This window comes from Pseudomonas sp. NPDC089741 (assembly GCF_044748825.1).
Taxonomy (GTDB): domain Bacteria; phylum Pseudomonadota; class Gammaproteobacteria; order Pseudomonadales; family Pseudomonadaceae; genus Aquipseudomonas; species Aquipseudomonas helmanticensis.
In genome coordinates this window covers 47,756-60,388 of sequence record NZ_JBIVGT010000028.1, presented here as the reverse complement: position 1 = coordinate 60,388, position 12,633 = coordinate 47,756, and the positions used below count along the sequence as shown (strand labels likewise).

At 60.4% G+C, this 12,633-nt stretch carries 10 protein-coding genes; all 10 read left to right on the top strand.

The window, feature by feature from the left end:
• Nucleotides 1–92: 92 nt before the first annotated feature.
• The 10 genes from hutC (at nt 93) to hutI (ending at nt 12,627) form a co-directional block, all read left to right on the top strand.
• Nucleotides 93–803, top strand: coding sequence for a histidine utilization repressor (hutC, locus tag ACIPZE_RS22155; protein ID WP_162130175.1), 711 nt, complete (start codon nt 93–95; stop codon nt 801–803).
• Nucleotides 800–1,369, top strand: coding sequence for a HutD family protein (locus ACIPZE_RS22150; protein ID WP_283438001.1), 570 nt, complete (start codon nt 800–802; stop codon nt 1,367–1,369). The genes hutC and ACIPZE_RS22150 overlap by 4 nt, the downstream gene beginning before the upstream one ends.
• A gap of 480 nt (nt 1,370–1,849) precedes the next feature.
• Entirely contained in the window at nt 1,850–3,532 is a 1,683-nt protein-coding gene (hutU, locus tag ACIPZE_RS22145) for a urocanate hydratase (RefSeq protein WP_283438000.1), read from the top strand.
• A 122-nt stretch (nt 3,533–3,654) separates the two neighbouring features.
• Nucleotides 3,655–5,127, top strand: coding sequence for a cytosine permease (locus ACIPZE_RS22140; RefSeq protein WP_129387843.1), 1,473 nt, complete (start codon nt 3,655–3,657; stop codon nt 5,125–5,127).
• Between the two features lie 70 nt (nt 5,128–5,197).
• Nucleotides 5,198–6,166 (top strand): ABC transporter substrate-binding protein, encoded by a 969-nt coding sequence (locus tag ACIPZE_RS22135; protein WP_400775285.1) that lies wholly within the window; start codon nt 5,198–5,200, stop codon nt 6,164–6,166.
• An 83-nt stretch (nt 6,167–6,249) separates the two neighbouring features.
• On the top strand, nt 6,250–7,101 hold the full coding sequence (locus ACIPZE_RS22130; RefSeq protein WP_400775282.1) for an ABC transporter permease: 852 nt from the start codon (nt 6,250–6,252) through the stop codon (nt 7,099–7,101).
• Entirely contained in the window at nt 7,098–7,928 is an 831-nt protein-coding gene (locus ACIPZE_RS22125; RefSeq protein WP_034153058.1) for a glycine betaine/L-proline ABC transporter ATP-binding protein, read from the top strand. The genes ACIPZE_RS22130 and ACIPZE_RS22125 overlap by 4 nt, the downstream gene beginning before the upstream one ends.
• Nucleotides 7,929–8,111: 183 nt before the next feature.
• The gene (gene hutH / locus ACIPZE_RS22120) at nt 8,112–9,635 is read left to right on the top strand and encodes a histidine ammonia-lyase (RefSeq protein ID WP_400775279.1); all 1,524 of its coding nucleotides are present in this window, start codon (nt 8,112–8,114) and stop codon (nt 9,633–9,635) included.
• Between the two features lie 118 nt (nt 9,636–9,753).
• Entirely contained in the window at nt 9,754–11,286 is a 1,533-nt protein-coding gene (gene hutH / locus ACIPZE_RS22115; RefSeq protein WP_400775278.1) for a histidine ammonia-lyase, read from the top strand.
• A gap of 135 nt (nt 11,287–11,421) precedes the next feature.
• Complete coding sequence (gene hutI, locus ACIPZE_RS22110; RefSeq protein ID WP_400775275.1) at nt 11,422–12,627, top strand: imidazolonepropionase; 1,206 nt, start codon at nt 11,422–11,424, stop codon at nt 12,625–12,627.
• Nucleotides 12,628–12,633: the final 6 nt, after the last annotated feature.

The window sequence follows — 12,633 nt, the reverse complement described above, 5'->3', positions numbered from 1 at the left end:
CTCGGTAAACACCGGCAAGCTAGCCACTTTCATCCAAAGAACAGGGATCAACCGTGCCGACTCCGCCTCCAGTCTCCCCGTTGGCCGCGAACATGGGCGACAGTCCGGCGCCCTTGTACGCCCGCGTCAAACAGATGATCACCCAGCAGATCGACAGCGGAAACTGGCCGCCGCACTACCGCGTGCCGTCCGAAAGCGAGCTGGTCAACCAACTCGGTTTCAGCCGCATGACCATCAACCGCGCCCTGCGCGAGATGACCGCCGACGGCCTGTTGGTGCGCATGCAAGGCGTCGGCACGTTCGTCGCCGAGCCGAAGAGCCAGTCCGCGCTGTTCGAAGTGCACAACATCGCCGACGAAATCGCCTCCCGTGGCCATCGCCACACCTGCCAGGTGATCACCCTCGAAGAAGAGGCCGCCGGTTCCGAGCGCGCACTGGCGCTGGACATGCGTGAAGGGCAGAAGGTGTTCCACTCGCTGATCGTGCATTACGAAAACGACATTCCGGTGCAAATCGAAGACCGTTTCGTCAACGCGCTGGTCGCCCCGGAATACCTCAAGCAGGACTTCACTCTGCAAACGCCGTACGCCTATTTGAACCAGGTCGCGCCGCTGACCGAAGGCGAACACGTGGTCGAAGCGATCCTCGCTGAATCGTCCGAGTGCAAGTTGTTGCAGATCGAGAAGGGCGAGCCTTGCTTGTTGATTCGTCGTCGCACGTGGTCGGGGCGTCAGCCGGTGACCGCTGCACGTTTGATTCACCCGGGTTCTCGTCATCGTCTGGAAGGTCGGTTCCATAAATGAGCGCACTTAAGGTTTTACGCGCTGAGGGTTACCCGCGCATGCCGTGGAAAAACGGCGGCGGCAGCACCGAAGAAATCACCCGTGACGCCGGTGCCGGGCTGGATGGTTTTGGCTGGCGCCTGTCGATTGCCGACATCGCCGAGTCGGGCGGGTTTTCGACGTTCGCTGGCTATCAGCGGGTGATCACCGTGTTGCAGGGTGATGGCATGACCTTGTGTGTCGACGGTGACGATACGCGGCCGCTGTTACCGCTCGACCCGTTTGCCTTCAGTGGCGAAAGCCAGGTTTCGTGCACGCTGCTTGGCGGTGCGATTCGCGATTTCAACCTGATCTATGCGCCGCAGCGTTATAGCGCGCGGTTGCAGTGGCTGGACGGTGAGCAGCGATTCTTCAGCTCGGCGGGGACGGTGTTGGTGTTCAGTGTCAGTGAATTGTTGGAAGTTCAGGTCGGTGACAGCGTTTCGCAACTCGGTTGCCATGATTGCCTGCAACTGGACGGTAACAGTGGCCTGATCGAAATATCCACCAATGCCCCTTGCTGCGTAATCGAACTCCTCCAAAACTGAACACAACCCCTGTGGCGAGGGGATTTATCCCCGTTGGGCTGCGCAGCAGCCCCGCTTCTTCCAATCGAAAAATGGCGCCGCTTCGCGACCCAACGGGGATAAATCCCCTCGCCACAATTGCATTCACACTTCCTGTTTCCATCCTCGCACCAACTTGTTACCGAACGCCCCAGCGTGGCGCAAAACCACGCTCATCCAACCAAGCCCCGACCGCACAAAATCTCTCCGCGAAAAATTTCATCCACGCCTGAACCCTTGATTCAGGCGCTCTCCAGCCCTGCCCGCGATTTTTCTTGGACGCCTCTCCAGCAAGTTGGCCGCTTGATTGCATATGCTTGTATGTACAAGTAAAGACGTATGCGTATGAGTCGCTCGAGACTCTCCGCAGCGTCCACTGATTCGCTTGTCGCGCATCGAAGCGCGCAGGCCACTTGCCCACTGCCAGGGTTGGTTTGAATTGATCGCTGAGGAGTCTTTTTCGTGACTGACAACAACCGTACAAAATTCCGTGATGTTGAAATCCGTGCCGCCCGTGGCAACAAGCTGACCGCCAAGAGCTGGCTGACCGAAGCGCCGCTGCGCATGCTGATGAACAACCTCGACCCGGAAGTCGCCGAGAACCCGAAAGAACTGGTGGTTTACGGTGGTATCGGTCGCGCCGCGCGTAACTGGGAGTGCTACGACAAGATCGTCGAGAGCCTGACCAACCTGAATGACGACGAGACCCTGCTGGTGCAATCCGGCAAGCCGGTCGGCGTGTTCAAAACCCACAGCAACGCCCCGCGCGTACTGATCGCCAACTCCAACCTCGTGCCGCACTGGGCGAGCTGGGAACACTTCAACGAACTCGACGCCAAAGGCCTGGCCATGTACGGCCAGATGACCGCCGGCAGCTGGATCTACATCGGCAGCCAGGGCATCGTTCAAGGCACCTACGAAACCTTCGTTGAGGCCGGTCGCCAGCACTACAACGACAACCTCACCGGCAAGTGGGTCCTGACCGCAGGTCTCGGTGGTATGGGCGGCGCGCAACCTCTGGCTGCAACCCTGGCTGGCGCATGCTCGCTGAACATCGAATGCCAACAAGTCAGCATCGATTTCCGCCTGAAAAGCCGTTACGTCGACGAGCAAGCGACAGATCTCGACGACGCCCTGGCGCGCATCGACAAATACACCAAAGAAGGCAAAGCGATCTCCATCGCGCTGCTGGGTAACGCCGCAGAAATCCTTCCGGAACTGGTTAAGCGCGGTGTGCGCCCGGACATGGTCACCGACCAGACCAGCGCCCACGACCCGCTCAACGGTTACCTGCCTGCCGGCTGGACCTGGGACGAATACCGCGCCCGCGCCAAGACCGAACCTGCCGCTGTGATCAAAGCCGCCAAGCAGTCGATGGCCGTGCACGTAAAAGCCATGCTGGAATTCCAGAAGCAAGGCATTCCGACCTTCGACTACGGCAACAACATTCGTCAGATGGCGCAGGAAGAAGGCGTCGAAAACGCGTTCGACTTCCCGGGTTTCGTACCGGCCTACATCCGTCCGCTGTTCTGCCGTGGCATCGGCCCGTTCCGTTGGGCGGCACTGTCGGGCGATCCGCAAGACATCTACAAAACCGACGCCAAGGTCAAAGAGCTGATCCCGGACGACGCCCATCTGCACAACTGGCTGGACATGGCCCGCGAGCGCATCAGCTTCCAGGGTTTGCCGGCACGTATCTGCTGGGTCGGTCTGGGCCTGCGCGCCAAGCTTGGTCTGGCCTTCAACGAGATGGTCCGCAGCGGTGAATTGTCCGCACCAATCGTGATCGGTCGTGACCACCTCGACTCCGGCTCGGTCGCAAGCCCGAACCGTGAAACCGAATCGATGCAGGACGGTTCCGACGCCGTATCCGACTGGCCACTGCTCAACGCTCTGCTGAATACCGCGAGCGGCGCGACCTGGGTCTCCCTGCACCACGGCGGCGGCGTCGGCATGGGCTTTTCGCAGCACTCGGGCATGGTGATTGTCTGCGACGGTACGGATGAAGCGGCCGAGCGCATTGCGCGCGTACTGCACAACGACCCGGCCACCGGCGTTATGCGCCACGCCGATGCCGGTTACCAGATCGCCATCGACTGCGCCAAGCAACAGGGCCTGAACCTGCCGATGATCACCGGTAAATAAACGCAAAAGCCCTGTAGGAGCTGCCGCAGGCTGCGATCTTTTGATGTTGGTTTTTCAAGATCAAAAGATCGCAGCCTGCGGCAGCTCCTACAGAGAATCTAACAATCCACAGAGGTTGAATCATGGCTGTCAACACCGATCGTGCAAGCAACAAACCGTTGATCGAAAGGCGTTCGATCGACTACATCCCGGAAGCGGAAAGACACGGTCGTCTGTTCAGCCAATTCACCCTGTGGATGGGTGCCAACCTGCAAATCACTGCGATTGTCACCGGGGCCTTGGCCGTGGTGCTCGGTGGTGATGTGTTCTGGTCGCTGATCGGTCTGTTGATCGGTCAATTGCTCGGCGGTGGCGTGATGGCGCTGCACGCCGCGCAAGGGCCGAAACTCGGCCTGCCGCAGATGATCTCCAGCCGTGTACAGTTCGGCGTTTATGGCGCGGCGATCCCGATCGTGCTGGTGTGCCTGATGTACCTGGGCTTTACCGCGACGGGCACGGTCCTTTCCGGTCAGGCGCTGGGCCAATTGTTTGGTGTCAGCGACACCGTTGGCATCCTGCTGTTCGCCAGTGTCATCGTGGTGGTCACGGTGCTCGGGTATCGGGTGATCCACTGGATCGGTCGGGTCGCCAGTGTCATCGGCGTGATCGCTTTCGTTTATCTGTTCAGCCGTCTGATCAGTCAGGTTGACGTCAGCGCACTTCTGCAAATCCGTCACTTCAGCTGGAGCAGCTTCCTGCTCGCGGTATCGCTTGCCGCGTCCTGGCAGATCGCTTTCGGCCCTTACGTGGCTGACTATTCCCGTTACCTGCCGAGCAAGACTTCGGCGGTAAAAACCTTCTTTGCCGCCGGCCTGGGTTCTGTGGTTGGCGCGCAAGTGGCGATGGTGCTCGGCGTGTTTGCCGCGGCTTCTGCCAACGGCCAGTTCGCCGGCCACGAAGTTGCCTACATTGTCGGTCTGGGCGGCACCGGTGCCACTGCCGCGCTGCTGTACTTCAGCATCGCGTTCGGCAAGGTGACCATCTCGACACTGAACTCCTACGGCAGCTTCATGTGCATCGCGACCATCATCAGTGGTTTCAAAGGTCACCTGACCGTTACGCGCCTGCAGCGTCTGGTGTTCGTGCTGGTGATCGTTGGCACGGCGACGCTGATCGCACTGCTCGGCCAGCACTCGTTCCTCGGTGCGTTCAAGTCTTTCATCCTGTTCCTGCTCGCCTTTTTCACCCCGTGGAGCGCGATCAACCTGGTCGACTACTACTGCATCACCCGCGAGCGCTATGACGTGCCAGCACTGGCTGATCCGAACGGTCGCTACGGGCGCTGGAACCTGCTCGGCATCAGCGTCTACGTGTTCGGCGTGCTGGTGCAGTTGCCGTTCATCTCTACCAAGTTCTACACCGGTCCACTGGTGGCTGCTCTCGGTGATGTGGATATCTCCTGGATTATCGGTCTGGTGTTGCCGGCCGTCGTCTACTACGTGTGCGCGAAAAAATGGCACAGCGCGGTACCCGATCAACTGATTCTGCCGGTCGAGCAGAACAGCGTTGTACAACCTAAAACAAGCGGGGCCGGTCGCGCTGCGGCGCAGGCCTGATTTGGACGTGGACAGGGCTGGATGCCTCTTGACTGCCGTAAGCCAATTCATGATTAGGAGCGTCACAACAATGAAATCGAACAAGACCCTGCTGACCACATTGCTGTCCATGGGCCTGCTGGCCAGTGCCGGTGCAACGCGAGCCGCCGGCTGGTGCGAATCGGGCAAACCGGTGAAGTTCGCCGGGCTGAACTGGGAAAGCGGCATGCTCCTGACCGACGTCCTGCAAGTGGTGCTGGAGAAGGGCTACGACTGCAAGACCGACAGTTTGCCGGGCAACTCCATCACCATGGAAAACGCGCTGAGCAGCAACGATATTCAAGTGTTCGCCGAAGAGTGGGTCGGTCGCAGCGAGGTCTGGAACAAGGCCGAGAAGGCCGGCAAGGTTGTCGGTGTCGGCGCTCCGGTAGTGGGTGCTGTCGAAGGCTGGTACGTGCCGCGTTACGTGATCGAAGGCGACGCCAAGCGCAAGCTTGAGCCGAAAGCGCCGGACCTGAAAAACATCGCCGACCTGGGCAAATACGCCGCCGTGTTCAAGGACGCCGAAGAGCCTTCCAAGGGCCGTTTCTATAATTGCCCGGCCGGCTGGACCTGCGAACTCGACAACAGCGAAATGCTGAAAAGTTACGGTCTCGAAAGCAGCTACACCAACTTCCGTCCGGGCACCGGGCCGGCGCTGGATGCGGCAGTGCTGTCGAGCTACAAGCGTGGCGAGCCGATCCTGTTCTACTACTGGTCGCCAACCCCGCTGATGGGTCAGGTGGATCTGGTCAAACTCGAAGAAAAACCGGGCGTCGACAAGACCGTGAGCATCAAGGTCGGCCTGTCGAAAACCTTCCACGAACAGGCGCCGGAACTGGTCGCCGTACTGGAAAAGGTCAACTTGCCGATCGACCTGCTGAACCAGAACCTGGGTCGCATGGCCAAGGAACGTATCGAGTCGCCAAAACTGGCGAAAATCTTCCTCAAGGAACATCCTGAGGTCTGGCATGCGTGGGTCAGTGACGACGCAGCCAAGAAAATCGACGCGGCGCTGTAGGTCGATACCTCCCGGCCAACCGAGAGGCAGGCCGGGAGATATGCCGTAATCGCTTGATTGAGATTTCTGATTGAGAGCCGCTTATGTTTCCCGAGAGCTTTACCTTTTCCATCGCCGACTGGGTCAACGGTTGGGTCGATTCACTGGTCACCAATTACGGTGATGTGTTCCGCCACATCTCCGACACCCTGCTGTGGGCCATCGTCAACCTCGAAGGCATCCTGCGCGCAGCGCCGTGGTGGCTGATGCTGGCGATCGTCGGTGTGATCGCCTGGCACGCCACGCGCAAAGTGGTGACCACTGCGGTCATCGTCGGTTTGTTGTTCCTCGTCGGCGCGGTCGGCCTGTGGGACAAACTCATGCAAACGCTGGCGCTGATGATGGTCGCGACGATCATTTCGGTGCTGATCGGCATCCCGCTGGGGATTCTCTCGGCACGCAGCAATCGCCTGCGTTCGGTGCTGATGCCGCTGCTCGACATCATGCAAACCATGCCAAGTTTCGTGTACCTGATTCCGGTGCTGATGCTGTTCGGTCTGGGCAAGGTGCCGGCGATTTTCGCTACCGTGATCTACGCCGCACCGCCGCTGATTCGCCTGACCGATCTGGGCATTCGCCAGGTTGACGGCGAAGTGATGGAAGCCATTAATGCGTTCGGCGCCAACCGCTGGCAGCAACTGTTCGGCGTGCAACTGCCGCTGGCCCTGCCGAGCATTATGGCCGGGATCAACCAGACCACCATGATGGCCCTGTCGATGGTGGTGATCGCCTCGATGATCGGCGCCCGTGGTCTGGGTGAAGATGTGTTGGTGGGGATTCAGACCCTCAACGTCGGACGTGGTCTTGAGGCCGGTCTGGCGATCGTGATTCTCGCAGTGGTCATCGACCGCATTACTCAGGCGTACGGTCGGCCACGGCACGAGGTGAGCAAATGAGCAACGCAACCGTGAGCAAGATCGAAGTCAAAAACGTCTTCAAGATTTTCGGCAACCGCGCCAAGGACGCACTGGCCATGGTCGGCCAGGGCAAGACCAAGGATCAGGTGCTGAGCGAAACCGGATGCGTGGTTGGTGTGAACGACCTGTCGCTGAGCATCGGCACCGGCGAGATCTTCGTGATCATGGGGCTGTCTGGTTCCGGCAAATCAACCTTGGTGCGTCACTTCAATCGCCTGATCGACCCGACCAGCGGCGCGATCCTCGTCGACGGCGTGGACATCCTGCAATACGACATGGACGCCCTGCGCGAATTTCGCCGGCACAAGATCAGCATGGTCTTCCAGAGCTTCGGCCTGCTGCCGCACAAGAGCGTGCTGGATAACGTCGCCTACGGCCTTAAGGTGCGTGGCGAGAGCAAGCAGATGTGCTCGGAACGTGCGCTGCACTGGATCAACACCGTGGGCCTGAAGGGCTACGAAAACAAATACCCGCACCAGCTCTCCGGCGGCATGCGCCAGCGTGTTGGTTTGGCTCGGGCCTTGGCGGCGGACACCGACATCATTCTGATGGACGAAGCGTTCAGTGCGCTTGACCCGCTGATCCGCGCCGAGATGCAGGACCAGTTGCTGGAGCTGCAAAAGACGTTGCACAAGACCATCGTCTTCATCACTCACGACCTGGATGAGGCGGTGCGCATTGGTAACCGCATTGCGATTCTCAAGGATGGCCGCCTGATTCAGGTCGGCACGCCGCGCGAAATTCTGCATTCGCCGGCTGATGAGTACGTTGACCGGTTTGTGCAGCGGCGTGCTGCGGTGGTCTGAAATGGATTGCCCTTGTGGCGAGGGGATTTATCCCCGTCGGGTGGCGAAGCCGCCCCAAACCATGCCCCCAAATCTTTCAGACAGACCGCGGTGGCAGGTTTTACGACTGCTTCGCAGCCGAACGGGGATAAATCCCCTCGCCACAGGGTTTCATGCATCAACAGAATTGGTATGAGGTTTTAGATGTCCCAGGCTGAAAAAATCGTTATCACCGGCGATCATCTGCGTTGGCAGGACGTGGTCGCCGTCGCCCGTCACGGTGCTCGACTTGAGCTGTCGAGCGACACCTGGGCGCGCATCGAAAACGCGCAAGGCATCGTCCAGCGCATCGTCGAAAGCGGCGAGCGCGCCTATGGCGTCAACACCGGCCTGGGCGGTTTGTCCAACGTCTCGCTCAAAGATGAACAGCTCAGCCAGCTCTCGCGCAACACTTTACTCAGCCATGCCTGCGGCGTCGGCCCGGTACTCGCCGACGAGCAGACCCGCGCGATTATCTGCGCCGCTATTCACAATTACAGTCACGGCAAATCCGGCATCCACCGGCGGGTCGTCGAAGCGCTGCTGGCGCTGCTCAATCGCGGCATTACTCCACAGGTGCCATCGCAAGGCTCGGTCGGTTACCTGACGCACATGGCGCACATCGGCATCACGCTGCTGGGCGTCGGCAATGTCAGCTATCGCGGGCAGATCACCTCGGCGCAACAGGCGCTGGCCGAAGAAGGCCTGCAACCGGTGCAACTCGGCGCGAAAGACGGCTTGTGCCTGGTCAACGGCACGCCGTGCATGACCGGCCTCAGCTGTCTGGCGATTGCCGACGCGACGCGTCTGGTGCAATGGGCCGACGTCATCGGCGCGATGAGTTTCGAAGCCCAGCGCGGCCAGATCGATGCATTCGACGCTGAAATCATCGCGCTGAAACCACACCCGGGCATGCAGCACGTAGGTATCAATTTGCGCGCGATGCTCGATGGCAGCGAAGTGATCGCGTCGAGCAAAGGCATTCGCACTCAGGATGCGCTGAGCATTCGTTCGATCCCGCAGGTGCACGGTGCTGCCCGCGATCAATTGGAACATGCGATCAAACAGGTCGAAGCCGAACTCAATGGCTGTACCGATAACCCGCTGTTGTTGGGGACACCGGACAATTTCCGGGTGATGTCGCAAGCCAACCCGCACGGCCAATCGGTGGCGATGGCGGCGGACCTGCTGGCGATTGCCATGGCCGAAATCGGCTCGATCGCCGAGCGTCGCCTCGATCGTCTGGTCAACCCGCACGTCAGTGGTTTGCCGGCGTTTCTGGTGGCCAATCCAGGGGTGAACTCCGGGATGATGATCGTCCAATACGTCGCCGCATCGTTGTGTGCGGAAAACCGTCAATTGGCGCAGCCGGCGGTGCTCGACAACTACATCACTTCCGGCCTGCAGGAAGACCATCTGAGCATGGGCACCAACGCCGCGCTGAAGCTGCATCGCGCGCTGGAAAACTGCACGCAGATCCTCGCGATCGAATATCTGCTGGCGGCGCAGGCGTTTGAATTCCTTAAGGAACAGCGCTTTGGCGTGGGCACTGACCGCGCATGGCGACTGCTGCGCGAAACGGTTCCGGCCTACGAGCAGGATCGCTGGCTGGCGCCGGATATCGCCGCTGCCGCGAGCGTGTTGAAAACCCCGGATTTGCTGAACAACGTTCTATCGAATTTGCACTGAAAAACTACCCTGCCAGCGTGCCAAGGCGCCGGATGCCCACAAGGCTGAAAGCGACGGATAACGGAATGCTCCGGAGCGAATGGCAAGTTAATAACAAACTCTCAAAAGGAGCATTTAAATGACTGCGCTGAACCTGATTCCCGGCCAACTGACCCTGGCCCAACTGCGTGACGTCTTCCAGAATCCGGTCAAGTTGACTCTCGACAACAGCGCCTCGGCGCAGATCGAAGCCAGCGTTGCCTGCGTCGAGCAGATCCTCGCCGAGAACCGCACCGCCTACGGCATCAACACGGGTTTCGGCCTGTTGGCGTCGACGCGCATCGCCAGCGAAGATCTCGAGAACCTGCAGCGCTCGCTGGTGTTGTCCCACGCCGCCGGCGTTGGCGTGCCGATCAGCGATGAGCTGGTGCGGCTGATCATGGTGCTCAAGGTCAACAGCCTCAGCCGTGGTTTTTCCGGTATCCGTCGCGTGGTGATCGATGCGCTGATTGCGCTGATCAACGCCGAGGTTTATCCGCACATTCCTCTGAAAGGTTCGGTGGGGGCTTCCGGCGATCTGGCACCGTTGGCGCACATGTCGCTGGTGCTGCTGGGTGAGGGCAAGGCGCGCTACAAGGGCGAGTGGATGGAGGCGGTTGAAGCGCTGAAAGTCGCTGGTCTGACGCCGCTGACACTGGCGGCTAAAGAAGGTCTGGCGCTGCTCAACGGTACTCAGGTTTCCACCGCGTTTGCCCTGCGTGGTTTGTTTGAAGGTGAAGACCTGTTCGCTGGCGCATTGGCGCTGGGCGGCCTTACCGTCGAAGCCGTATTGGGCTCGCGTTCACCGTTCGACGCACGCATTCACGCGGCGCGTGGCCAGAAAGGTCAGATCGATGCTGCTGCCACTTATCGTGATCTGCTGGGTGAGCGCAGCGAAGTCTCCGACTCGCACCAGAACTGCGAGAAGGTTCAGGATCCGTACTCGCTGCGCTGCCAGCCGCAAGTCATGGGCGCTTGCCTGACCCAGTTCCGTCAGGCCGCTGAAGTGCTGGTCGTCGAAGCCAACGCGGTTTCCGATAACCCGCTGGTGTTCGCGGCTGAAGGTGACGTGATTTCCGGCGGCAACTTCCACGCCGAACCAGTGGCCATGGCCGCTGACAACATGGCGCTGGCCATCGCCGAAATCGGCTCGCTGAGCGAACGCCGCATTTCGCTGATGATGGACAAGCACATGTCGCAGCTGCCGCCGTTCCTCGTCGCCAATGGCGGCGTCAACTCCGGCTTTATGATTGCGCAGGTCACCGCTGCGGCACTGGCCAGCGAGAACAAAGCGTTGTCGCATCCGCATTCGGTCGACAGCCTGCCTACCTCGGCCAACCAGGAAGACCACGTGTCGATGGCCCCGGCGGCTGGCAAGCGTCTGTGGGAAATGGCCGAGAACACCCGCGGGATTCTCGCGGTGGAATGGCTGGCGGCGGTGCAGGGCCTGGACCTTCGTAACGGTCTGAAGACTTCGCCGAAGCTCGAGCAGGCGCGGGCGATTCTGCGCAAGGAAGTGCCGTTCTATGAGAAGGACCGCTTCTTTGCGCCGGACATTAACGCGGCGACTGAGCTGTTGGCTTCGCGCTGCCTGACCGAGCTGGTTCCGGCGAAGCTTTTGCCTAGCCTTTAACCCATCCACTGATCGTTCCCGCGCTCTGCGTGGGAATGCAGCCCGTGACGCTCCGCGTCACTGGACGCAGAGCGTCCCTTGAGGCATTCCCACGCAGAGCGTGGGAACGATCACCAGCCCCAACGGAGGCCAACAGTGAAAACCCTCTGGCAACACTGCCACGTCGCAACCATGGCGCAGGGCGTCTACTCGATCATCGAAGATGCGGCCATCGTGACGTCCGGTGCGCTCATCGAGTGGATCGGCCCGCGCAATCAATTGCCGTCCGGCGAATACCCGGCGGTCAATGATCTGCAAGGCGCGTGGGTCACCCCCGGCCTGATCGACTGCCACACCCACACGGTGTTCGGCGGCAACCGCAGCGGCGAATTTGAAAAACGTCTGCAAGGCGTCAGCTATGCCGAAATCGCAGCGTCCGGCGGCGGCATTGCCAGCACCGTGCGTGCGACGCGTGAAGCCACTGAAGACGAGCTATTCGCCAGCGCCGCCAAACGCCTGAAAAGCCTGATGCGCGACGGCGTCACCACGGTGGAAATGAAGTCCGGCTACGGCCTCGATCTGGTCAACGAACGCAAAATCCTTCGTGTCATTCGACGCTTGCAGAAAGAGCTGCCGATCAGCGTGCGCAGCACCTGTCTGGCCGCCCACGCGCTCCCGCCGGAATACAAGGATCGCGCCGACGACTACATCGAACTGATCTGCAGCGAGATGCTGCCGGCGCTAGCTGCCGAAGGTCTGGTCGATGCCGTGGATGCATTCTGCGAATACCTGGCGTTCTCCCCGGAACAGGTCGAGCGGGTGTTTATTGCCGCGCATAAACTCGGTCTACCGGTGAAGCTGCACGCTGAGCAATTATCGTCACTGCATGGCTCCAGCCTTGCCGCGCGCTATAAGGCGTTGTCCGCCGATCACCTGGAATTCATGGACGAGGCTGACGCCATGGCCATGGCCAAGTCCGACACCGTCGCGGTGCTGCTGCCGGGCGCGTTCTACTTCCTGCGTGAAACCCAGCTGCCGCCGATGGACGCCCTGCGCAAGCACAGGGTGAAAATCGCCATCGCCAGCGACCTCAATCCCGGCACCTCGCCGGCGCTGTCGTTACGGCTGATGTTGAACATGGCGTGTACCTGTTTCCGCATGACCCCGGAAGAAGCCTTGGCCGGCGCGACGATTCACGCCGCGCAAGCGCTGGGCATGGCTGATACCCACGGCTCGCTGGAAGTCGGCAAGGTCGCGGATTTCGTTGCCTGGCACATCGATCGTCCGGCGGATCTGGCCTATTGGCTGGGTGGTGATCTGGACAAACGCGTCGTCCGTCACGGCGTCGAATCAAGTCTGTAGGAGAGC

Coding starts and splice junctions, on each gene's coding strand:
- hutC (WP_162130175.1), top strand. CDS start 93: ATGGGCGACAGTCCGGCGCCCTTGTACGCCCGCGTCAAACAGATGATC.
- ACIPZE_RS22150 (WP_283438001.1), top strand. CDS start 800: ATGAGCGCACTTAAGGTTTTACGCGCTGAGGGTTACCCGCGCATGCCG.
- ACIPZE_RS22140 (WP_129387843.1), top strand. CDS start 3,655: ATGGCTGTCAACACCGATCGTGCAAGCAACAAACCGTTGATCGAAAGG.
- ACIPZE_RS22135 (WP_400775285.1), top strand. CDS start 5,198: ATGAAATCGAACAAGACCCTGCTGACCACATTGCTGTCCATGGGCCTG.
- ACIPZE_RS22130 (WP_400775282.1), top strand. CDS start 6,250: ATGTTTCCCGAGAGCTTTACCTTTTCCATCGCCGACTGGGTCAACGGT.
- ACIPZE_RS22125 (WP_034153058.1), top strand. CDS start 7,098: ATGAGCAACGCAACCGTGAGCAAGATCGAAGTCAAAAACGTCTTCAAG.
- hutH (WP_400775279.1), top strand. CDS start 8,112: ATGTCCCAGGCTGAAAAAATCGTTATCACCGGCGATCATCTGCGTTGG.
- hutH (WP_400775278.1), top strand. CDS start 9,754: ATGACTGCGCTGAACCTGATTCCCGGCCAACTGACCCTGGCCCAACTG.